Source organism: Micromonospora sp. CNZ299, from assembly GCF_002754415.1.
Window position 1 is genome coordinate 4,723,828 of the sequence record NZ_PEFG01000001.1, and the last position, 21,693, is coordinate 4,745,520.

General features: G+C 72.1%; 22 protein-coding genes. 16 read left to right on the forward strand and 6 right to left on the reverse strand.

The features are described from left to right. Window positions 1–76: 76 nt before the first annotated feature. Window positions 77–1,003 carry a 5'-3' exonuclease gene (locus CLT68_RS21495; protein WP_088948141.1) on the reverse strand — a complete coding sequence of 309 codons (927 nt, stop codon included), beginning with the start codon at window positions 1,001–1,003 and terminating at the stop codon, window positions 77–79. 60 nt (window positions 1,004–1,063) lie between these two features. After that, on the reverse strand, window positions 1,064–1,291 hold the full coding sequence (locus CLT68_RS21500) for a hypothetical protein (protein ID WP_099853419.1): 228 nt from the start codon (window positions 1,289–1,291) through the stop codon (window positions 1,064–1,066). A 121-nt stretch (window positions 1,292–1,412) separates the two neighbouring features. On the opposite strand from CLT68_RS21500, the gene CLT68_RS21505 reads away from it, so the two are divergent. Continuing rightward, window positions 1,413–2,480, forward strand: coding sequence for a DUF4037 domain-containing protein (locus tag CLT68_RS21505; RefSeq protein ID WP_099853423.1), 1,068 nt, complete (start codon window positions 1,413–1,415; stop codon window positions 2,478–2,480). 12 nt (window positions 2,481–2,492) lie between these two features. On the opposite strand, the gene CLT68_RS21510 is transcribed toward CLT68_RS21505, so the two are convergent. Next, a complete protein-coding gene (locus CLT68_RS21510) occupies window positions 2,493–3,770 on the reverse strand; it encodes an MFS transporter (RefSeq protein WP_099853426.1) in 1,278 nt (425 codons plus the stop codon). An 81-nt stretch (window positions 3,771–3,851) separates the two neighbouring features. On the opposite strand from CLT68_RS21510, the gene CLT68_RS21515 reads away from it, so the two are divergent. Next, window positions 3,852–4,739: a winged helix-turn-helix transcriptional regulator gene (locus CLT68_RS21515; RefSeq protein ID WP_099853429.1), complete on the forward strand. Its 888-nt coding sequence runs from the start codon at window positions 3,852–3,854 to the stop codon at window positions 4,737–4,739. Window positions 4,740–4,777: 38 nt separating this feature from the next. Here CLT68_RS21515 and CLT68_RS21520 read toward each other — a convergent pair whose 3' ends face one another. Next, window positions 4,778–6,148 carry a glycosyl hydrolase family 18 protein gene (locus CLT68_RS21520; RefSeq protein ID WP_099853432.1) on the reverse strand — a complete coding sequence of 457 codons (1,371 nt, stop codon included), beginning with the start codon at window positions 6,146–6,148 and terminating at the stop codon, window positions 4,778–4,780. A 203-nt stretch (window positions 6,149–6,351) separates the two neighbouring features. Here CLT68_RS21520 and CLT68_RS21525 point away from each other — a divergent pair, with 203 nt between their 5' ends. From CLT68_RS21525 to CLT68_RS21535, 3 genes are all read left to right on the forward strand, one after another. After that, on the forward strand, window positions 6,352–7,467 hold the full coding sequence (locus tag CLT68_RS21525; RefSeq protein WP_099853435.1) for a M24 family metallopeptidase: 1,116 nt from the start codon (window positions 6,352–6,354) through the stop codon (window positions 7,465–7,467). Then, window positions 7,464–8,606 (forward strand): acyl-CoA dehydrogenase family protein, encoded by a 1,143-nt coding sequence (locus CLT68_RS21530; protein WP_099853437.1) that lies wholly within the window; start codon window positions 7,464–7,466, stop codon window positions 8,604–8,606. Before CLT68_RS21525 ends, CLT68_RS21530 begins: the two co-directional genes overlap by 4 nt. Window positions 8,607–8,715: 109 nt before the next feature. Next, window positions 8,716–9,222: an Lrp/AsnC family transcriptional regulator gene (locus CLT68_RS21535; protein WP_099853440.1), complete on the forward strand. Its 507-nt coding sequence runs from the start codon at window positions 8,716–8,718 to the stop codon at window positions 9,220–9,222. Here the strand turns inward: CLT68_RS21535 and CLT68_RS21540 are convergent. Beyond that, window positions 9,152–9,763, reverse strand: a complete 612-nt coding sequence (locus CLT68_RS21540) for a histidine phosphatase family protein (RefSeq protein ID WP_099853441.1) — start codon at window positions 9,761–9,763, stop codon at window positions 9,152–9,154. The two genes, CLT68_RS21535 and CLT68_RS21540, sit on opposite strands and share 71 nt — an antisense overlap. A 156-nt stretch (window positions 9,764–9,919) precedes the next feature. Here CLT68_RS21540 and CLT68_RS21545 point away from each other — a divergent pair, with 156 nt between their 5' ends. The 5 genes from CLT68_RS21545 (at window position 9,920) to CLT68_RS21565 (ending at window position 13,320) form a co-directional block, all read left to right on the forward strand. Then, on the forward strand, window positions 9,920–10,114 hold the full coding sequence (locus tag CLT68_RS21545) for a CsbD family protein (protein ID WP_088948150.1): 195 nt from the start codon (window positions 9,920–9,922) through the stop codon (window positions 10,112–10,114). Window positions 10,115–10,186: 72 nt separating this feature from the next. Continuing rightward, a complete protein-coding gene (locus CLT68_RS21550; RefSeq protein ID WP_099853444.1) occupies window positions 10,187–10,528 on the forward strand; it encodes a YnfA family protein in 342 nt (113 codons plus the stop codon). Between the two features lie 367 nt (window positions 10,529–10,895). Beyond that, window positions 10,896–11,573 (forward strand): polysaccharide deacetylase family protein, encoded by a 678-nt coding sequence (locus tag CLT68_RS21555; protein WP_486482266.1) that lies wholly within the window; start codon window positions 10,896–10,898, stop codon window positions 11,571–11,573. A 116-nt stretch (window positions 11,574–11,689) separates the two neighbouring features. Continuing rightward, window positions 11,690–12,259: an RNA polymerase sigma factor gene (locus tag CLT68_RS21560; protein WP_099853446.1), complete on the forward strand. Its 570-nt coding sequence runs from the start codon at window positions 11,690–11,692 to the stop codon at window positions 12,257–12,259. After that, window positions 12,256–13,320 (forward strand): hypothetical protein, encoded by a 1,065-nt coding sequence (locus CLT68_RS21565; RefSeq protein ID WP_099853448.1) that lies wholly within the window; start codon window positions 12,256–12,258, stop codon window positions 13,318–13,320. Before CLT68_RS21560 ends, CLT68_RS21565 begins: the two co-directional genes overlap by 4 nt. 57 nt (window positions 13,321–13,377) lie before the next feature. Here CLT68_RS21565 and CLT68_RS21570 read toward each other — a convergent pair whose 3' ends face one another. After that, window positions 13,378–14,784: a KamA family radical SAM protein gene (locus CLT68_RS21570; protein ID WP_088948155.1), complete on the reverse strand. Its 1,407-nt coding sequence runs from the start codon at window positions 14,782–14,784 to the stop codon at window positions 13,378–13,380. Window positions 14,785–14,926: 142 nt separating this feature from the next. Here CLT68_RS21570 and kdd point away from each other — a divergent pair, with 142 nt between their 5' ends. The 6 genes from kdd to CLT68_RS21600 are packed head-to-tail and all read left to right on the forward strand — an operon-like array spanning window position 14,927 to window position 21,601. Then, the gene (kdd, locus tag CLT68_RS21575; protein WP_099853450.1) at window positions 14,927–15,988 is read left to right on the forward strand and encodes an L-erythro-3,5-diaminohexanoate dehydrogenase; all 1,062 of its coding nucleotides are present in this window, start codon (window positions 14,927–14,929) and stop codon (window positions 15,986–15,988) included. 4 nt (window positions 15,989–15,992) lie between these two features. Then, window positions 15,993–17,558 carry an amidohydrolase gene (locus CLT68_RS21580; RefSeq protein WP_099853455.1) on the forward strand — a complete coding sequence of 522 codons (1,566 nt, stop codon included), beginning with the start codon at window positions 15,993–15,995 and terminating at the stop codon, window positions 17,556–17,558. After that, entirely contained in the window at window positions 17,555–19,117 is a 1,563-nt protein-coding gene (kamD, locus tag CLT68_RS21585; RefSeq protein WP_088948158.1) for a lysine 5,6-aminomutase subunit alpha, read from the forward strand. The genes CLT68_RS21580 and kamD overlap by 4 nt, the downstream gene beginning before the upstream one ends. Next, the gene (gene kamE, locus CLT68_RS21590; RefSeq protein WP_088948159.1) at window positions 19,114–19,878 is read left to right on the forward strand and encodes a lysine 5,6-aminomutase subunit beta; all 765 of its coding nucleotides are present in this window, start codon (window positions 19,114–19,116) and stop codon (window positions 19,876–19,878) included. The genes kamD and kamE overlap by 4 nt, the downstream gene beginning before the upstream one ends. Then, window positions 19,875–20,267: a 3-aminobutyryl-CoA ammonia lyase gene (gene kal, locus CLT68_RS21595; RefSeq protein ID WP_099853458.1), complete on the forward strand. Its 393-nt coding sequence runs from the start codon at window positions 19,875–19,877 to the stop codon at window positions 20,265–20,267. The genes kamE and kal overlap by 4 nt, the downstream gene beginning before the upstream one ends. Beyond that, on the forward strand, window positions 20,264–21,601 hold the full coding sequence (locus tag CLT68_RS21600; protein WP_099853461.1) for a glutamate mutase L: 1,338 nt from the start codon (window positions 20,264–20,266) through the stop codon (window positions 21,599–21,601). The genes kal and CLT68_RS21600 overlap by 4 nt, the downstream gene beginning before the upstream one ends. Window positions 21,602–21,693 lie beyond the last annotated feature (92 nt).

The following is a 21,693-nucleotide window of genomic DNA, read 5'->3' on the forward strand; positions in this document are numbered from 1 at the left end:
GGGCGCCAGCCGCGCGGTGATCGGTCGGGCGCCAGCCGCGCGGTGATCGGTCGGGCGCCAGCCGCGCGGTGGTCGGTCAGGCGTCGGCGCGGGCGGCGAGGGCGTCCACCAGGCGGCGGGCCGATCCAGCCAGGTTCCACCGTCCGGCCAGGTCGAGCAGCCGCTCCGGATCGACCGGGGCGGTCGGCAGCGCGGTGGGCAGCTCCGGCAGTGGCACGTCCAGGGCGACCCGGACCACCGTCGGCGCCACGGCCAGGTAGTCGCGGGCCGCGGCCAGCTTGGTGCGCAGGCCCGGTGCGAAGGACGAGTCGGAGTCGTCCAGTGCGGCCAGGATGCCGGCGATGCTGCCGTACCGCTCGATGAGCCGGGCGGCGGTCTTCTCACCCACGCCGGCGACCCCGGGCAGCCCGTCGCTGGGGTCGCCGCGCAGCGCGGCGAAGTCGGCGTACCGGTCGGCCGGGACGCCGTAGCGTGTCCGCACCGCGGCGTCGTCGCAGTCGTCCAGCTTGGCGACGCCGCGCCCCACGTAGAGCAGCCGGACCGGCCGGGTGTCGTCGATGAGCTGGAACAGGTCCCGGTCGCCGGAGACCACCTCGACCGGGCCGGGCTGGGTCACCGAGAGCGTGCCGAGCACGTCGTCAGCCTCGTAGCCGGTCGCGCCGACCGCGGTGATGCCCACGGCGGTCAGCACCTCCAGGATCATCGGCACCTGCGGGGAGAGCGTGTCCGGGACGATCTCGCCGCCCTGCGGGGCCACCCGGTGCGCCTTGTACGACGGCAGCAGGTCGACCCGCCACGCCGGGCGCCAGTCGTAGTCGAGGGCGCAGACCATCCGGTCGGCGCCCCGCACGCGAATCAGGGTGGCGAGCATGTCGAGGAAACCGCGCACCGCGTTGACCGGGGTGCCGTCCTCGGCCTTGGCGGCGGACTCCGGAATGCCGAAGTAGGCCCGGAAGTAGAGGCTCGCTGCGTCGATCAGCAGGATCGGGGGTCGGTGTGCCACGCCGGACAGCCTGGCACAGCCGTCCGACGATCCGGGGTACCCCCCGGCCGCCCGGTGCTGTCAGCGCTGGTCGTCGTGCCGGTAGACGGTCTCCCGCCGGGCCAGGTGCTGCACGACGTAACTGGTCAGCAGCAGCAGGATCGCCACCAGCACCTCGACCCAGGCCGCGACGCCGTCGGCGACGGTGAGCCCGATGATCAGCAGAGCCAGGCCGACGAGCGCGAGGACCCCCGCCCACAGTTGGCGGCGACGGCGTGTCGCCGCCCGGTTCGCCTCGTTCCCTGCCACGTCGGTCCTCCCGGTCGGGGTCGCCCGCGCGGGACCCCGATCCCAGGCTAGGGCCGCGGGGGACGCGCCGGGCCGGAAAACGACCGTGCGGCCTGGTCGCCGCGCGGCGCAGACTGCCGGTATGGCGTTTCTTCCCGGCCTGACGTTGGCCCGTCGCTACCACGACGAGGTGGTCGCGCCGATCCTGCGCCGCCGGTGTCCCGACCTGCCGTACGCGGCCGGACTGCTCGACGGCGGCTCGGAGTTGCTCGGCCTGGACACCGTGCGGTCCACCGACCACGACTGGGGGCCACGCGTGCAGCTGTTCGTCCCGGCAGCCGAGGCGGCCCGGGTCCCCGCGCTGCGCGCCGCGCTCGACGCCGACCTGCCGGTGGAGTTTCTGGGGTGGCCGACCCGTTTCGTCGGCGAGGACGGGCGGCTGGGCGTCTCCGACCCGGCGGGCAGCCGGCACGGGGTCGACGTCGCCGAACTGGCCGGCTGGTGGCGCGACCGGCTCGGCTTCGACCCGGCCGCCGGGGTCACCACGGCGGACTGGCTCGCCACCCCGACCCAGCGGCTGGCGGAGGTGACCGGCGGCGCGGTCTTCCATGACGGTCTCGGTGGGGCGCTGACGGCCCGGCGCACGGCGGTCAGCTGGTATCCGACGGACCTGTGGCGCCACGTGCTCGCCTCCGCCTGGACCCGCATAGCCCAGGCGGAGCACCTGCCCGGCCGGTGTGCCGAGGTCGGTGACGAGCTGGGCAGCCGGGTGGTGACCGCCGGGCTGGCCCGGGATCTCCTGCGGCTCGGTCTGCTGCTGCACCAGCGTTGGCCGCCGTACGACAAGTGGCTCGGCACGGTCTTTGGCCGGCTGGACGACGCCGAGCCGGTGGTCGTGGCGCTGGCCGACGCGCTCGGCCCGGGCGACTGGGCGCGGCGTCAGGCGGGGCTGGTCGAGGCTCTGGAGACGGTGGCCCGATGGACCGACGAGACGCGTCTCGCGGTGCCGGTGCGCGCCCGGGCGCGGCCGTTCCACAGCCGCCCGTTCCTGGTGCTGCGCGCCGAGCGGATCGCCGCCGCGCTGAGTGCCGCCGTGACCGACCCGGCGCTGCGTGTCCGGCCGCTGGTGGGCGCGGTCGACCAGTACGTGCACAGCGTCGATGTCCTCACCGACGCGGCCCTGGTGCGCCGGATCGCCGGCAGCGTCTGATCAGCCGCCCGGTCATCGATCCCCGACACCGACCGTCGACGTAGCGGGGAGGCTCGGCTCGTCGCCGTGGTCGTGGTCGGTGAGGTCGCGCAGGTGCCGGACGGGGGAGAGCAGCAGCACCAGCGGCGCGCAGACCAGTGTCGCCGCGAAGACGAACAGGGTGGCGCGGGCGCCCAGCGGCCCGGCCAGTGCGCCGGCGACCAGCCCGCCGACCGGGATCGCTCCCCAGGACACGAACCGCACGGTCGCCATCACCCGGGAGAGCAGGTCGGGTGGGCTGGCGATCTGCCGGTAGGTCCGGGTGGTCACGCTGAGCACCACCGTCCCGAGGGAGAAGACCACGCTGCCGGCGGCGAAGGCGGCGTACGCCTGCCACCCGGTGCCCCAGGGGATCAGGAACGCACCGACGACCGTGGTGAATCCGGCGGCGATCAGGGCGCGGGCGGTGCCGATCCGTGTCGTGATCCGGGTGGTGAGCGCCGCCCCGACCAGGGCGCCGACCCCCTCGACGGCGAGCAGGACGCCGACCAGGCCGACCGGGGCGTGCAGCTCGCGCACCAGGTAGAGCGGGTGCAGCGCGAACTGCGCGCCGCAGACGAGGTTCATCGCCGTCGCGGCCCACATGCTCGGCCCCATCACCGGGTGGTGCGCGACGTAGCGCCAGCCCGCCCGGATCAGCTCACCGATCGGGGGCCACTGGTCTGGCGCGTCGACGCGGGTGGCGGGCAGGGTGCGCAGCAGGGCCGCCGAGACGAGGTAGCTGACCGAGTCCACCAGCAGGGTGGGCACCGCGCCGAGTGTCTGCACGGCGAGCCCACCGAGGGAGGGGCCGCTGAGCAGGGTGGCGGCGTGGGTGGCTGAGGTGAGGCTGTTGCGGGACTGCAACTGCTCGCGTTCGACGATGCTGGGCAGGAAGGTCGAGTTGGCCACGTCGAAGAGAACGTTGGCGAAGCTGACCACGAGCGCGGTGACCACCAGGTGGGCGACGGTGAGGTGGCCCCACCACCAGGCGAGTGGGATGGACGCGACGGCGACCGCACGGGCCAGGTCGGCGCCCACCTGGGCGCCGCGCAGCGGCAGGCGTTGCACGATGACTCCGGCCGGCAGCCCGATCACGATCCAGGCGACGTAGCTGGCCGCGGCGATCAGGCCCAGCTGGAACGCGGAGGCGTCGAGGACGGTGAGTGCGGTGAGCGGCAGGGCCACCGCGCCGACCGCCGACCCGACCATGCTGGTCGTGCCGGCGGTCCACCAGCGCCAGAACACCCCGGCCCGTTCGTCGACGTGCATGTTGCCGTCCCCCGTTCGCCGAGCCAGCGCGTTCCAAACTGGAACGGACTATAGTCGGAGCGGGAGCAACGGAGGTAGCGGGTGCGGCGAGAGGATCTTGCCGATGCGGACTGCGGCATCGCGCAGGCGCTCGGCGTACTGGGGGACTGGTGGACGTTCCTCATCGTGCGCGACGTCGCCGGTGGGACGACCCGCTTCGACGCGTTGCAACGCGAGCTGGGCGTCAGCCGACGGGCGCTGACCGAGCGCCTCGGCGCGCTGGTCGAGCACGGTGTGTTGGAGCGCCGGCCATACTCACGACACCCGCCGCGCTACGACTACCTGCTCACCGCGAAGGGCGAGGGGCTCCTACCGGTGCTGATCGCCCTGCAGGACTGGGGGACGAGGCACCTGATGGGTGATGGAGAGTTGACCGCGACGGCCGACGCCGGGTCTGCCGAGGCGCGCCGGGCACACGACCTGATCGGGCGGCGGTTGCCCGAGGCCGTGCTGCCGGGTGCCGACGGTCAGCCGGTGTCGGTGGCCGCGACGGGCGCGTGGAGCGTCCTCTACCTCTTCCCCGGGGCGTATGCGCCGGGGACGCAGGGCTATCCGCCGGCCTGGTCGGAGATCCCCGGTGCCCGGGGCTGCACCCTCGAATCGACCACCTACGCGAAGCGGCACCCGGACTTCCAGGCCGCCGGGGTACGGGTCTACGGGATCAGCACGCAGCGACCGGACCAGCTCGCCGACTTCTCCGCGTACGCCGGGCTGCCGTTTCCGCTGCTGTCCGACCAGGACGGCCGGTTGGCCGCCGGGCTGCTGCTGCCCGTCTTCCGCGCCGGTGGGATGACCCGGTTCAAGCGGCTGACGCTGCTGGTCGACCCGCAGGCGGTGGTGCGGGCCGTGCAGTTCCCGGTCACCGACCCGGCCGGCTCGGTGGAGGAGATGCTCATGCTGGTCCGCGAGCACGCAACGATCCCCGGCTGACGCGGGGGCGTCGACCGGGGATCGTTGCGACCGAACCGTCAGGCCGGGAGCGTCCAGCGCTGGTTGGCGCCGGCGAAGCAGTCCCAGATCTGCAGCCGGGTGCCGTCGGCGGAGCTGTTGTCGCTGGCGTCCAGGCACTTGTTCGACTGCGGGTTGCGCAGCGTGCCGTTGGACTGCGACTGCCAGACCTGCGCGCCGCTGCCGTTGCAGTCCCAGAGCTGGATCTTCGCGCCGTTGGCGGTCGAGCCGTTGGTGATGTCGGCGCACTTGCCGAGGGCGCGCAGCGTGCTGTCGCTGGCCACGGTCCAGGTCTGCGCGTTGGTGCCGTTGCAGCCCCACAGCTGGATCGGGGCGCCGTTGGCGGTGCTCGCCGAGGCCACGTCGACGCACTTGCCGCCGATGCCGGTGATCCGCCCGGTGCGGCCGGTCGGCGGCGGGGTGGTGCCACCCATGATCGTGTCGTACATCGCGCTGACCAGCGAGGTCGACCCGGTGGTGTCCTGCGACAGCTCCCAGTTCATCACGCCGCCGGCGTTGGCGAGTGCCCACTGCGTCTTGCGCTTGACCGTCGGGATGCCGTTGTAGCACTGCTGTGCGCCACCGGCCGTGGTGCAGTCCCGGTTGGCGTTGGCCGGGTCCAGCGCGACCAGTGCGGAGTAGGTGAAGTAGCCGGGGCGGCTGTAGAACGGGATGCCGAGCACGGCCTTGCTGGCCGGCAGGCCCCGGGCCTTCCACAGGTTGATGCTGTTGATCGACCAGTCGTAGTTGGCGTGCGGGCTGCCGCCGTCGTACGCCATGATGTTGAGCCAGTCGACCTGGTTGAACACGGCGGTCTGCACGCCGTCGACGGAGTAACCCTCGGAGACCACGGCGGCGGTGAGCAGTTTGCCGCGGCTGTGCATCGCGCTGCCGAGCTGCGTCATGAGCGCCGTGTAGTTGTTGGCCGAGGCGCCCGGGTCGGGGTATTCCCAGTCCATGTCGACGCCGTCCAGGTTGTACTGGTTGACGAAGTTGACCAGGTTGTTGACGAAGGTGGTCCGGCTGCCGGAGTTGGCGGCCAGGGCCTCGAAGGCCGAGTCGTTGCCGTCGTTCCAGCCGCCGACGGCGATCGACACCTTGACGTTGTTGGCGTGCGCGAGGGAGACCAGCGAGGAGAGCTTGCTCGGGTTCTCGACCGCACGGAGGCTGCCGTCGTTGTTGGGCAGCACGAACGCGTAGTTGATGTGGGTGAGCTTGTTGTACTGGATGGTGTTGACGTTGCCGGCCCAGGAGGGCATGTAGCCGACGCTCTTGAAGTTGTTCGGCAGCACCACGGCCTGCGCGGCGGTGGGGGTGATGGCGAGGGTGGCGCCGGCGGTGGCCAGCGCGAGGAGGCCGGCGGTGAGGGCGCGGCGCAGTGGTGAGGACATCGGGGGCCTTCCCGTGGGCGGGGGACGACGCCCACCCGCGCAGGGTTGTCGCGGGCGGGAGGTGCGGGGGACGCAGGGACGGGTGGGCCTCGAGGCAGCCAAATCTTAAAGAGTGTTAACTGTGCGCGTCAATCAACGTCGATGGATTTTCCGACGATCGGTGTCGATATGGGGTTTGCCCAAACGACCGTTAAGCTGACGGGGTGGGAATCGACGAGCTGTATCCGCCGGATCGGCTGATCGCCGCGCAGCGCGCCACCGCCGCCGCCGGCCTGGACGCCCTGCTGCTCACCCCGGGCTCCGACCTGCGCTACCTGACCGGCTACGACGCCCACGCGGGGGAGCGGCTGACCTGCCTGGTGCTGCCCGCCGAGGGCGAGCCGACCCTGATCGTGCCCCGGCTGGAACGCCCGGCGGCGGAGGCGTCCCCCGCGCCCGCCACCGGGGTCCGCATCGTCGACCACGTTGACGGCGCCGACCCGTACCCCCTGGTGGTCGCCGCCCTCGACGGCCCGCCGGCGGCGGTGGGGCTGGCCGACCGGATGTGGGCCGAGCAGGTCCTCGCGCTGCGCGCCGCGCTTCCCGGCGCAACGCAGCGGCTGGCCGGGGAGGTGCTGCGTGAGCTGCGGATCCGCAAGTCCCGCGCGGAGGTGGCGGCGCTGGCCGAGGCCGGCGCGGCCATCGACGAGGTGCACCTGCGGATGGGCGAGTGGCTGCGCCCCGGCCGCACCGAGGCCGAGGTCGCGACGGACATCGCCGCGGCGATCCGGGCCGCCGGGCACGTCAGCGTCGACTTCGTCATCGTGGCGGCTGGCCCGAACGGGGCCAGCCCGCACCACGGCACCTCGGACCGGCCGATCGGCGTCGGAGAGCCGGTGGTGGTCGACATCGGCGGCACGATGCCCTCGGGCTACCGCTCGGACTGCACCCGCACCTACCTGGTGGGCGGGCCCGCGCCGGCCGACTTCCTGGACTACTACACCGTGCTGCGCGACGCCCAGCGCGCGGCGGTCGCGGCAGTGCGGCCCGGGGTCACCGGCGCGGCGGCCGACGCCGCGGCGCGGGAGCCGATCGCCGCCGCCGGCTACGGCCCCGCGTTCCTGCACCGCACCGGGCACGGCATCGGTCTCGACGGTCACGAGGAGCCCTACCTGGTGGCCGGCAACGACCAGCCCCTGGAGGCCGGCATGGCGTTCTCTATCGAACCGGGGATCTACCTGGCGGGCCGACACGGCGCCCGTATCGAGGACATCGTCGTCTGCACAACGGACGGCGTGCAACGGCTCAACACCACCCCCACGGAGCTCATCGCGCTATGACTGTCGACCGGATCCTCCCCACCGACGAGGCCCACGACCTGCTGGGTCTCGCCACCGAGCTCGCCGACCGCGAGCTCGCGCCGAAGGCCGCGGCCTTCGAGGAACGCGCCGAGTTCCCCCGCGAGGTGCTGCGCACGCTGGGCCGCGCCGGCCTGCTCGGCCTGCCCTACCCCGAGGAGTACGGCGGCGCGGCCCAGCCGTACGAGGTGTACCTGCAGGTGCTGGAGATCCTGGCCAGCCGGTGGCTCGCGGTCGCCGAGGCGGTCAGCGTGCACACCCTGTCCTGCTACCCGGTGGCGGCGTTCGGCAGCGACGAGCAGCGCAAGCTGTTGCCGGACATGCTCGGTGGCGAGTTGCTGGGCGCCTACTGCCTCTCCGAGCCGCAGGGCGGCTCCGACGCGGCGTCGCTGAGCACCCGGGCGGTCCGGGACGGGGACGCGTACCTGGTCTCCGGCACCAAGGCGTGGATCACCCACGCGCAGACCGCCGACTTCTTCAACGTCTTCTGCCGCACCGGCGGCCCCGGCCCGAAGGGGATCTCCTGCCTGCTCGCCGACGCGGGCACCCCTGGCATCGCCCCGCAGGCGGCCGAGCGGACGATGGGTCTGCGCTCCTCCCCGGTGGCGCAGATCGCCTTCGACGAGGCACGGGTGCCGGCCGACCGGTTGATCGGCGGCGAGGGCGTGGGCTTCACCATCGCCATGTCCGCGCTGGACTCCGGCCGGTTGGGCATCGCGGCGTGCGCGGTCGGGCTGGCCCAGGCGGCCCTGGACTACGCGGTCTCCTACGCCCGGGAGCGACAGCAGTTCGGTCGGTCCATCATCGATTTCCAGGGCCTCGGCTTCCTCCTGGCCGACGCGGCCACCCAGATCTCCGCCGCCCGTGCGCTGACCCTCGCGGCGGCCCGGTTGCGGGACGCGGGTCGCCCGTACGCGATCGAGGCGGCCAAGGCGAAGCTCTTCGCCACCGACATGGCGATGCGGGTGACCACCGACGCGGTGCAGGTGCTCGGCGGCGCGGGCTACGTGGCCGATCACCCGGTGGAGCGGTACATGCGTGAGGCCAAGGTGTTGCAGATCGTGGAGGGCACCAACCAGATCCAGCGTCTGGTGATCTCCCGGGCGCTCGCCCAGGGCTGAGGACGGCGCGTGGTGGTGGGGCTGCGGTGGTTCGCCGTGGCCCACCGCCCGCGTGGCCGCGTCGGGCGCTGCGTCGCAGTCGGGCGGTTTTCCCGGTAGGTTGCACGCCGTGGAGGAGATCGACCGCGCTATCGTCGCCGCGCTGACCGCCGACGGCCGTCTGTCGTACACCGACCTGGCCGAGAAGGTGGGCCTGTCGGTGTCCGCGGTGCACCAGCGGGTGCGCCGGCTGGAGCAGCGCGGGGTGATCAAGGGGTACGCCGCCCGGGTCTCGTTCGAGGCGCTGGACCTGCCGCTGACCGCGTTCGTGGCGATCCGCCCGTTCGACCCGTCGCAGCCGGACGACGCGCCGGAGCGGCTGTCCCACCTACCCGAGATCGACTCCTGCTACTCGGTGGCGGGGGAGGACTTCTACATGCTGCTGGTGCGGGTGGCCAGTCCGGCCGACCTGGAGCGGGTGTTGCAGGAGATCCGCACCTCGGCGAACGTCACGACGCGGACCACTGTGGTGCTGTCCACCCCGTACGAGAACCGGCCGCCGAAGATCAGTGCCGCGGTGCCGAGTCGGTCGCGGTCCCGGGCGCCGGAGGAGCCGGCTGGTTCCACCGCAGGATGACCTGTCGGCCGTGCTCGTGACCGAGTGCGCTGACCGTGGCGGTCTCCAGGCGGAGCCGTCCGCCGGCGGACGGGGGCAGGCCGATCCAGCGGGCGCCGAGCACCCGCAGACTGTGCGCGTGACCGACGAGCGCGACGGTGCCGCGGTCGAGCAGCGGGGTGACGCGGGCCAGCACCCGGTCGAGCCGTTCGCCCACCTGCGCGGGTGACTCGCCGCCGGGGCAGCCGTCGGTCCAGATGTTCCAGTGCGGCTGGTCGGCGTGGATGTCGACGGTGGTGCGGCCCTCGTACTCGCCGTAGTTCCACTCGCTGAGGTCCTCGTCGACGGCTTCGACGGTGAGGCCGGCCAGCTGCGCGGTGCGCAGCGCCCGGGAGCGAGGGCTGGCCAGCACTGTCACGAAGCGCCGGCCGGCCAGGAACGCGGCGAGGGTGCGCGCCTGTCGCTCGCCGTCGGGGGTCAGCTCCAGGTCGGTGTACGAGGTGTGCCGCAGGCTGGCGCTCCACGTGGTCTCGCCGTGCCGGATCAGCAGGAGCTCTCCCATGCGGCCAGTTAACCACCGTGGCCGAGGGTCGGCATGCGCCCACCCTCAACCTATCTTCCTAGGATGCCCTAGCGGGTGTGCCGACCGGCACCGCCGGTTTCGGCACCGGGAGAGCGGGCAAGCGTGCGGGGACAATCGCCAGACCGAGGAGGCGCGATGAGCTTCACCGAGAAGGCAAAGAACAAGGTCGAGCAGATGGCCGGCGCCGCGCGGGAGCGCATGGGCGACATGACCGACAACGAGCGGATGCGTGGCGAGGGCGCCAGCCAGCAGAGCGACGCGCGCGCCAAGCAGGCCGGTCAGAACGTCAAGGACGCCGGTCGCAACGTGAAGGACTCATTCAACAAGTGACCTGAGCGGTTCACGGGTCCCCGGGCGCATCGTCGCCCGGGGACCCGCTGGTGTGGCGGCTAGTCTCGCCGGGTGACAGTGCTCCGTTCGCTGGTGTTGTTCGCGTTGGCCGCGCTGGCCGAGATCGGTGGCGCCTGGCTGATCTGGCAGGGCTGGCGGGAGCATCGTGGCCTGTGGTGGATCGCCGCCGGGGTGGTCGCGCTGGGCTGTTACGGGTTCGTGGCGACGTTCCAGCCGGATTCGAACTTCGGCCGGATCCTGGCCGCGTACGGCGGGGTGTTCGTGGCCGGTTCATTGGCCTGGGCGATGGTGGTGGACGGCTTCCGCCCGGACCGATGGGACCTGACCGGCGCGGCGTTCTGCCTGCTCGGCGTCGCGGTCATCATGTACGCGCCGCGCGGCGGGTCGGCGTAGCCCGCTGGTCGGGTGATCGACTCGGGTCTGTTGATGTCGGGGTGTCCGGGCGGGTAGGACAGCGCGGTATCAGTGAATCCGAGTGGATCAGCGGCGACCACTGGTGATCCGGCCGCCCGGAGTGCGGCGCGAGGGACAGTGAGCCTCGTTCACTTCTGCGATGATCCGCCGCGTGATTCGATCTTGGCTTCGCCCGTTGTGTGGCGTCCTGGTCGCTGCGGTCGTCGTCGGCAGCGCCGCCTGCACAGCGTCGCGCGTGCCGGACGGGCCGGTCTTCGTCGGTTCGCCGGCCTCCTCGGCTGTGCCTTCCGCCGTCGCCAGCGCCACTGCGGCGCCGACGGTCTCCGCCGTCCCGGGAGCGACGCGGGTGGGGACCCGGGCACCGGTGGTGGATCACGGCCCGCGTACCGGCGCCAAGGTCGCATTGACCTTCGACGCGGACATGACCGACGGGATGCTGGCCAGCCTGCGCGCCGGTCGCGTCAAGTCCTACGCCAACCTGCGCATCCTCGACCTGCTGGAGCGGGAGGAGGTGCCGGCCACGTTCTTCCTGACCGGCAAGTGGGTGCAGCGGTATCCGGACGTGACCCGGCGGATCGCCGACAACCCGCGCTTCGAGTTGGCCAACCACACCTACGGGCACGCGGCGTTCACCGGGGACTGCTACGACCTGCCCTCGCTGCCTGTCGACGAGTTGGCCGGGGACGTGGCGAAGACGTTCGAGGTGATCGAGCCGTACGGGGGTCGGCAGACCCGGTACTTCCGCTTTCCGGGGCTCTGCCACGACGTGGCGACGCTGGACGCTCTGGCGCCGCTGGGCGTGACGGTCGTCGACGGGGACGTGGTCAGCGGTGATCCCTTCGCGACCGCGTGGAAGCCGCTGGTGCGGGCCGTGCTGGACCACGTCCGCCCGGGGTCGGTGGTGATCATGCACGTGACCGAGGCGAATGCCGCGATGACCGACGAGGCGTTGCCGCACATCCTGGACGGGTTGCGTGAGCGAGGGCTGGTGCCGGCGCCGTTGTCCGAGGTGTTGACCACCTGACCGCCCGTCGCGCCGGTGCGGCACTGTGCGCGCCAGGCGAGCGGCCGGGCCGAGCTACGGGGAAACGGGCTCGCCCGACCTGTCACGGTTGGGGTCCTACCGGACATGGAGTGGATGTGAGCTCCGGCATTGAGTACTACGAGGACCGCTTCCGGCGCGTCTACCTTGGGCACTTCGAGCCGCTGTTGGCGTACGCGCTGAGGCGTGTCGCGCATCCCGAGGACGCGGCGGACGTCGTCGCGGAGACCTTCCTGGTCGCGTGGCGGCGCAGGCATGACATTCCGGTCGACGATGAGGCTCGGCTCTGGCTGTACGGGGTGGCCCGGCGGGTGTTGGCCAATCATCACCGGGGTGGGGTTCGCCGCCAGCGGCTGGGTGAGCGGCTGCGTGAGCAGATCGCCGTCGCGGTCGCCGCCGATCCGGGCAGTGAGGTGCCCGAGCGGCTCGCTGTCCGGGTGGCGTTGGCGGGTCTGGGTGAGCTGGACCGTGAGGTGTTGATGCTCACCGTGTGGGAGGGCTTGCAGCCGCGCGAGGTGGCCGCGGTCCTCGGGGTCGGTCCCGCCGTGGTGCGGACACGGCTGTCGCGTGCGCGGGCCAGGCTGCGGGAGATGGTCGGTGACGACCTCGGGCCGCCTGGACATGTACTCGACGTGCTGACCGCAGCGACCCGGAAGGAGCAGAGATGACCGAGGAACATTTTGACCGGCTGGTTCGAGAGGCCGATCCCGCTCGGTTGGACCTCGTTGGACAGCTCGACGGGGTGAAGCAGACCCTCCTGGGGGAGATCATGTCCGAGTCGACGCTCGGTCGGTTCGTGGAACCACCGCGACGGCAACCGAGAGTGCGTCGCTTCGCTGGCGTGGCGGCGGCGGCGGTCGTGGTCCTCGCCGGCGTCCTGGCCGTCTCTGTTCTGCCGGGCGAGCCCGAAGAGGTAGGGGAGGTGGCTTCCGCTCCCAGCGCCGGTGCTCCGGTCGTCTACTCGCCGGTGGCGATGCGGGCCGCGGAGAAGAATCCGCGGCTGCTGATCAACCAGCCCGGCTGGAAGGCGACCACCGTGTACGGGTTCACCCAGGAGGCGGGCACCATCACGTTTCGCAACGGTGGACGCGAGTTGGAGTTCGACTGGTATCCGGCTGACGGTTACGTCGACCGTTACGCCGACCGGCTCCGCGTCAGTCGTCCGAAGGCTGTGCAGGTCGATGGCTGGCCGGGTGACCAGTTCGAGTATTCCGCGAGGGACTTCGAGGTGTTGCTCCGTCCCCGTGACGGGGTCTTCGTCGAGTTGCGTACCGGGGGTGACTGGTCCCGGAAGGAGTTTGCCCGGGTCCTCGGCAATGTGGTCCGGGCGGATGCGCGTACGTGGTTGGGTGCGCTTCCGCCGGAGATCGTCATTCCCGAGCGGGCGGTGGCGCGGGCGGCCGAGGTGCTCGCCGACGTGCCGCTCCCGCCGGGCTTCGACGTCGCGACCCTGGTTGATGTCGGCATCAACGATCGCTATCAGTTCGGTGCCGCTGTGACGTCGCGGGTGGGTTGCGGGTGGATCGCTGAGTGGCAGCGGGCGAGGGCGAGCGGGGACGAGGCCGGGGTGCGGCGGGCCGTCGAGGCGCTGCGGAGCAGTCATGGGTGGCGGGTGCTGCGGGACATGGACAAGGCCGGCGACTGGCCGGAGGTGTTCTGGGAGTACGCCGACGAGATCGCGGCCGGGACGTTGCGGGCCAGCTATTCGCAGGGTCTGGGCTGCGCCTGACCACGGAGTGCGCGACACCCCCGGGGTGGTCTCCCCGGGGGTGTCGTCGTCGGTGGGTCAGTCGTCGCGGTGGTCGTTCCACCACTGCTGGCCGTCGGCGGGCAGGGTGTCGATCGGGTCGTAGTAGGCGTAGCGCTTGTTGAGCGCCTCCAGGTCGGCGGACTCGATGGAGGTGCGGTAGTTCTTCGTCCAGTAGGAGATGCCGCGTTCGCGGTCGTAGTCGGTGAGCATGTGCACCCAGCGCTTGCCGACGAAGGGGACGTCGCAGACGATCCGGGGGGTGGCGTAGCCGGGGAGGTAGCCCATGATGTCGTGCTGGAGCTGCTGGGCGTGCCAGACGGGGACCCGCCAGTGTTCGGCGTTGGGGATCATGTCGCACATGTAGAAGTAGTACGGCAGGATCCCGGCTTCGCCCTGGAGCGCGAAGCAGAGGTCGAGCAGCTCGGGGGTGGTGGCGTTGACGCCGCGCATGAGCACGCCCTGGTTGCGGACGTCGCGGACGCCGACGTCGAGGGCGGTCTGGGCGGCTTTGGCGACCAGTGGGGTGAGCGACTGGGCGTGGTTGACGTGGGTGTGGATGGCGAGGTTGACGCCTCGGCGGGCGGCGGTGCGGGCGACGCGTTCGAGGCCCTGGACCACGTCGGGCTGGAGCCAGTGCTGGGGGAGACCCATGAGGGCCTTGGTGGCGAGCCGGATGTCGCGGACCGTCTCCAGTTCCAGCAGTCGCATGAGGTAGGACTCGAGGTTGCGCCAGGGGACGTTGGCGACGTCTCCGCCGGAGACGACGACGTCGCGGACGCCGGGGTGGGCCTTGAGGTATGCGATGTGGGCGTCGTAGCGGTCGACGGGCTTGAGGGTGAGCTTGAGTTTGTCGACGGCGGGGGTGGAGTTGCCGACGAGGTCCATCCGGGTGCAGTGCCCGCAGTACTGGGGGCAGGTGGAGAGCAGCTCGGCGAGGACCTTGGTGGGGTAGCGGTGGGTGAGGCCTTCGGCGACCCACATGTCGTGCTCGTGCAGGCTGTCGCGGCTGGCGTAGGGGTGTGACGGCCAGTCGGTGCGGCGGTCGGAGGCGACCGGGATCATGTAGCGGCGGATGGGGTCGGCGAGCAGCGCCTCGGTGGTGAGGGGCGCGAACGGCACCATCGTGTTGATCATTTGTGGTGGCACCAGCATCGACATGGTGGCCAGGGCCAGCTGGTCGGCCTCGAGGTCGGTGTAGAAGGTGTCGTCGATGAGGTCGCCGAAGACGGCGCGGAGCTGCTTGATGTTCTTGACGCAGTTGACGCGCTGCCACTGGGCGGATTCCCACTGGTCGCGGGTGACGTGGCGCCAGCCGGGGAACCGGGTCCAGTCGGGTTCGACCAGGGGGCGGCGGTGGTATTCGTAGGGCTGCCCGGCGGTCGGTACGGCGACCGGGGCGTGACGGGGTTGAGGGATGGTCTCAACCGGTTGGGTCTGGGTCACGGCCCCTCCTCGGTGTTGCGGCTGATCATCGAAGCCCGAAGGCTACTGGAAAATATTCGGTACAGAAACTAGTCTGCCGTAAGTTTTCCCGTTACGCGAGCCTTGACCGGGGCTTCGAGCGGCTGGACAAGGGGAGGTCGGCGTGACGTCACCGGTGGGACTGCACCGCGTCGTGCAACCGGCGGGGGTGCTGCCGCAGGCGGCCTGGCGCCTGGACGCGTCGGCGGCGATCGCGCCGAACGAGGTGCGGATCCGGGTGCAGCGGCTGAACCTGGACGCGGCGAGCTTCCGGCAGTTGTCGGAGAAGCACGGCGGCAACGGCGACGCGGTCCGCGCCGAGGTTCTGGAGATCATCTCCACCCGGGGGAAGATGCAGAACCCGGTGACCGGTTCCGGCGGGATGTTGATCGGCACGGTCGAAGAGGCCGGTCGGCGTTCCCCGCTCGGGCTGAAGGTGGGGGAGCGGGTCGCGACGTTGGTGTCGTTGACGCTGACCCCGCTGGTGGTGACCGACGGGCTGGCGCGGTGGGACGGGCGCAGCGAGCAGGTGCCCTGTGACGGGTGGGCGATCCTGTTCGCCCGTTCCATCGCCGCGGTGCTGCCCGACGACGAGGACCCGCAGTTGTCCCTGGCGGTGCTGGACGTGTGCGGGGCGCCCGCGCTGACCGCGCGGGTGGTGTCGCGCTACGTGGAGGACCGTCGTCGCGTCGGTGACCCGACGCCGGTGCGCGTCGCGGTGATCGGCGGGGCGGGCAAGAGCGGGTCGCTGTCCCTCGCCGCGGCGCGGCGGGTGGGCGCCGCGCGTACCGTCGGGGTGGTGCCGGTGGCGGCCGAGCGCGACGCGCTGACGGCCGCCGGCCTGGCCTCGGTGGTGGCGTTGGCCGACGCGCGGGACCCGGTGGGGTTGTCTACGGCGGTGACGACCGCCCTGGGGGCACCGGCGGACGTCACAGTGGTGTGCGTGGACGTGCCGGGGTGTGAGCACGGCGCGGTGCTGGCCACCGCGGACGGCGGCACGGTGATCTTCTTCTCGATGGCGACGAGTTTCTCCGCGGCGGCGTTGGGCGCGGAAGGGCTGGCGGCGGACGTGACGATGCTGGTGGGCAACGGGTACGTGCCGGGGCACGCGGAGCTGGCGTTGGGGCTGTTGCGGGCCGAGCCGGGGGTGCGTCAGCTGTTCACGGCGCGGGTCGCGGCAGACTGAGGTCATGACGAACCCCTCGACGTTGTACCGCGGCGGCGTGCTGCATTGCCCCGCCGACCCGAGCGCCACCGCGCTGCTGGTGTCCGGTGGGCGGATTGCCTGGTTGGGGACCGACGGTGACGCGCCGCCGGCCGACCGGGTGGTGGACCTGGATGGGGCGTTGGTGACGCCGGCGTTCGTCGACGCGCACGTGCACGCCACCGACACGGGGTTGGCGTTGTCGGGGCTGGAGTTGTCCGGGGTGCGCTCGGCGGCGCAGTTGCTCGACGCGGTGGCCGGGTTCGCGGCGGGTCTGCCGGCGGACGCGGTGCTGCTGGGCCACGGCTGGGACGAGTCGGGTTGGTCGGATACGACGTTGCCGGACGCGGCGGCGTTGGATCGGGCGGCCGGGGGTCGGCGGGTGTACCTGTCGCAGGCGTCGATCCACTCGGCGTTGGTGTCGTCGGCGTTGCTGGCGGCGTGCCCCGAGGCGGCGGACGCGGCGGGGTACGACGCGTCGGGGTGGTTGCGGCGCGATGCGCACCACGTGGTGCGGGCGGCGGCGCAGGCGTCGGTGAGCCGGGCGCAGCGGGTCGCCGCACAGCGGGTCGCCCTCGCGCACGCGGCGTCGTTGGGGATCGCGGCTGTGCACGAGTGCGGCGGTCCGGACATCTCCGACGAGGAGGACTTCACCGGGCTGCTGGGCATCTCCGGTGCGGGGTTGCCGGAGGTGTACGGGTACTGGGGTGAGCTGGGTGGCGCCGCCCGTGCCCGGGAGTTGGGTGCGGTGGGCGCCGGAGGTGACCTGTTCGCAGACGGGGCGTTGGGTTCGCGTACGGCGCACGTGTCGCAGCCGTACGGCGACGGTGACGACTGCGGGCACGGGTACCTGACGGCCGAGCAGGTGCGTGATCACCTGCTGGACTGCGCGGCGCACGGCATGCAGGGCGGTTTCCACGCGATCGGTGACGCGGCGATCGGCACCGTCCTGGACGGTTTCGCGGCGGCGGCGGAGTCGCTGGGTGTGGAGCGGCTTCGGGCGGCCCGGCACCGCATCGAGCACGCGGAGATCATGAACAAGCGGTTGATCGCACGGTTCGTGGAGTACGGGGTCGTGGCGAGCATGCAGCCGGCGTTCGACCGGCTGTGGGGTGGCGCGGGCCGGATGTACGAGGCGCGGCTGGGGTTGGACCGGTCGTTGGAGTCCAACCCGATGGGTGCGATGCACTCGGTGGGTGTGGCGATGGCGTTCGGGTCGGACTCGCCGGTGACGCCGCTGGACCCGTGGGGTTCGGTGCGGGCGGCGGTGTCGCACCACAACCCGGCGCAGCGGATGAGTGTGCGGTCGGCGTTCGCCGCGCACACCCGTGGTGGGTGGCGGGCGGTGCACCTGGACGTCGAGGGGGTCCTCGCGTTGGGTGCGCCGGCGACGTTCACGGTGTGGTCGACGCCCGCGGGGGTGGAGCGGGGCCTGCCGGTGCTGCTCGCCGAGGACCCGGAGGAGCGGGGTCCGGACGACCCGACGCCGTTGCCGGTGTGCCGGCGGCTGGTGCTGCGCGGTGAGGTCATCTATGAGGAAGGGTCATCATGACCGGGAAGCTTGATCTTGATCCGGTGCTGGTGGCGCGGGCGCGCGAGTTGGCGCGCCGGGCCGGTCAGCCGGTGGTGGACCTTGCCCGCAGCCACACCACGGTGTCGGTGGAGCGGGCGGTGCTGCGGCTGGCCGGGGTGAGCGGCGCCGACCCGGACGGCATTCCGTGGGTGAACCGGCTCGTCGACGCCGTCGTCGCGGACGTCGGGTTGGGTCACGGGGTGGCGGTGCCGGTGTTCGACGCCCTGGCCCGCGAGGGCATCACCGATGTGACGTTGCTGGCACAGAAGGCCGCGGCCGGGTCGGTGCGCTTCGCGCTGCCCACCGGGCGGGCCGCGACGACGGCACGGTCGGCGGCGCGCAGGTCCGTCGGGGCGGGTATCCGGCGCATCGACCGGCGGCGCGCCGAGCGGGACCGCCTCATCAAGCGGCACGGGGACCCGAAGCAGCGGCCGTGGATCTACCTGATCGTGGCGACCGGCGACATCTACGAGGACATCCCGCAGGCCCAGGCTGCCGCCCGGGCGGGCGCGGACGTGATCGCGGTGATCCGCTCCACGGGGCAGTCGCTGCTGGACTACGTGCCCGAGGGCGCGACCCGGGAGGGTTTCGCCGGCACGTACGCCACGCAGGAGAACTTCCGGCTGATGCGCGCGGCGTTGGACGAGTCGTCGAAGGAGTTGGGCCGCTACGTGCGGTTGACCAACTACGCGTCCGGGTTGTGCATGCCGGAGATGGCGACCCTGGCGGGCCTGGAACGGCTCGACATGATGCTCAACGACTCGATGTACGGGATCCTGTTCCGCGACATCAACCCGGTGCGCACGTTCGTCGACCAGCGGTTCTCCCGGCAGGTGCACGCCCGCGCCGGGATCATCATCAACACCGGTGAGGACAACTACCTGACCACCGCGGACGCCGTGGACGAGGCGCACACGGTGACGGTGTCGCAGCTGCTCAACGAGTTCTTCGCGCACGAGGCGGGGTTGGCGGACTGGCAGTTGGGGCTGGGCCACGCGTTCGAGATCAACCCGGAGGTTCCGGAGTCGTTCCGCCTGGAGTTGGCGCACGCCCTGCTGGCCCGGGAGTTGTTCCCCGAGGCGCCGCTGAAGTGGATGCCGCCGACGAAGCACATGACCGGTGACGTGTTCCGGGGCAACCTGCTCGACGGGTTCTTCAACCTGGCGGGCGCGCTGACCGGTCAGGGCATCCTGCTGGTGGGGATGATGACCGAGGCGGTGGTGACGCCGTGGTTGTCCGACCGGGACATCGCGTTGCAGAACGTGCGGTACGTGTTGGGCGCAGCCGGTGGGCTGCACGAGGACTTCGTGCCGGCGCCCGGCGGGTTCATCCGCCGCCGCGCCAACCAGGTCCTCGGTGAGGCCCTGGACCTGCTGGAGCGCATCGGGGAGCAGACACTGCTCACGGCCATCGCCGAGGGCACCTTCGGGATCATGAAGCGGCCCGCGGACCGGGGCAAGGGCCTCGCCGGGGTCGCCGCGCACGAGGCGGACTACTGCAACCCGGCCACCGACATCCTGGAAGGGGACGCGGCATGAGCGCCGCCGACGCCGCGAAGAAGATCGTGCGGCCGTACGGGGACACCACCGGCGACGGGATGGTGCAGGTGTCGTTCACCCTGCCGGTGAGCCACGACAAGCGGGCCGAGGGCGCGGCGGTGCAGTTGGCCAACCGGATGGGCATCGACCCGGCGATGGTCGTGCACGCCAAACCGATGGGCGACGAGTTCACGTTCTTCGTGGTCTACGGGCGGGTCAACCACCTGGTCGACCTCAACGCGGTGCAGGTCGTGGAACGCGACTTCGCGCTGCTGTCGGCGAAGGACGTCAACACGGTGATCAAGCAACGGTTGCGGCGCAAGCTGTCCGTGGTCGGGGCGTGCATCGGCACCGACGCGCACACAGTGGGCATCGACGCGATCCTCAACGTCAAGGGCATCGCGGGGGAGAAGGGCCTGGAGTACTACCGGGAGTTGAAGGTCACCAACATGGGCGCGCAGGTCAGCGTGCCGGAGCTGGTGGAGACCGCCCGGGCGGAGAAGGCCGACGCGGTCCTCGTGTCACAGGTGGTCACCCAACGCGACGCGCACCTGCACAACACCCGGGAGATGTCCGCCGCGTTCCGGGAGGCGATGCCCGCCGGGCGGCGGCCGCTGCTGATCGTCGGCGGCCCCCGCTTCGACGAGACGATGACCGACGAGTTGGGCGTGGACCGCATCTTCGGTCGCGGCACCACTCCCGGCGAGGTGGCCAGCTACCTCGTGCACGCCCTGATCACGCAACGGAAGGCGATGGCATGACCGACGCAAGGCTCGGGTTGACCGTGACGCACCGGCGGTACGTGCCGTACTCGCACGCCCACTACGCCGGCAACCTCGTCGACGGGGCGTACGCCCTCGCGCTGTTCGGCGACGTCGCCACGGAGGTGTGCATCCGCACCGACGGCGACGAGGGTCTGTTCGCCGGGTACACAGACGTGCGGTTCACCGCTCCCATCCGCGCCGGTGACGTGGTTGAGGTGACCGCCCAGGTGTCGCGGGTGGGCACCCGCAGCCGCACCCTGGAGCTGTCCTGCGCGGTGGTGTGCCGGGGCCGCCCGGAGCGCTCCGAGTCCGCCGCCGAGGTCCTCGACCCGCCGATCGTGGCGGTCACCGCGACCGGCACCGTGGTCGTTCCCGCCGGCTCGTGACCCTGGCGGTCTGCGCGGACGTCGGGTCCACGTACACCAAGGTGGCCGTGGTGGACCTGGCCGCCGGTGTGCTGGTGGGAGCGGCGGCGGCGCCGACCACCGTGGGCACCGACGTGTTGCACGGCCTGGACGCCGCGGTCGCGGCGGCCACCGACGGGCTCGGGGTGCGCGACGTGCCGTGGTATGTGTGCTCGTCGGCCGGTGGTGGGTTGCGGCTGGCCGTGATCGGCTACGAGCCGCTGGTCACCGCGCAGGCGGGCCGGCGGGTCGGGTTGTCCGCCGGTGCGCACGTGGTGCACGTGGCCGCCGGTCGGCTGGGCGCGGCGGACCTGGCGGCGTTGCGGGCGGCCCGACCGGACGTGGTGCTGCTGGTCGGTGGCACCGACGGCGGTGACGCCGAGACGATCACCCACAACGCGACCCGCCTGGCCCGTGCCCGGTGGCGGGTGCCGGTGGTGTACGCGGGCAACGCTGACGTCCGCGCGGAGCTGACCGGGCTGCTGGAGGCCGCCGGGGTGCCGGTGACGGGCGCGGAGAACGTCCTGCCGCGCATCGGGGTCCTCGCCCCGGCGTCGGCGCGGGCGGCGATCCGCGCGGTGTTCCTGCGCCACGTCATCGGGGGCAAACGACTGTCGAGGGGCACCCGGTTCGCGCGGCTGGTTCGCGCGGCCACCCCCGACGCGGTCCTCACCGGTGTGGAGGTGCTCGCCGACACCATCGGCGGTGACCTCGCCGTCGTCGACGTGGGCGGGGCCACCACCGACGTGTACTCGGTGCTCACCCCCGACGAGCGGGCCACCGGCCCGGCACGGGAGGTCGCCGGCAGCCTCTGGCGGGCCCGCACCGTGGAGGGTGACCTGGGCATGCGGTGGAGCGCCCCCGGTGTCTTGCGCGCCGCCGTCGAGGAGCGGCTGCTCACCCCGGACGAGTCCGAGGACCTGACGGACGCGGCGGCCCGCCGGGCGGCCGACCCGGCGTTCCTCGCCGTCGACGACGTCGAGCGGGCCGTGGACCGGCGGATCGCCACCCTCGCGGCGACGGTGGCGTTGCGGCGGCACGCGCGGGGCGCCGCCACCGGCGAGCGGGCCGGGCGGGACCTGCGCGACGTGCGGTTGATGGTGGGTTCCGGTGGGGTGCTGCGGCACGCGCCGGCGCAGGCGTCCGCGCAGGTGCTGGCGGCCGTCCTGGCCGACCACGCCGGCGGGTGGGCGTTGCCGCGGGCCGCCTCCGCCGTGGTCGACGCCGACTACGTGCTGGCCGCCGGAGGGCTGCTCGCCGAGGAACACCGGGCCGCGGCGGGGGCGCTGCTGCGTCACCATCTGCGGACGCATTGAGACTCGCCGACCGACACGCCGTGGCGCAACACACGACAGGCCGGGGGTGGGTTGACAAGCGACGGGGGTTGGCACGTACCGTCTTTGAGTCC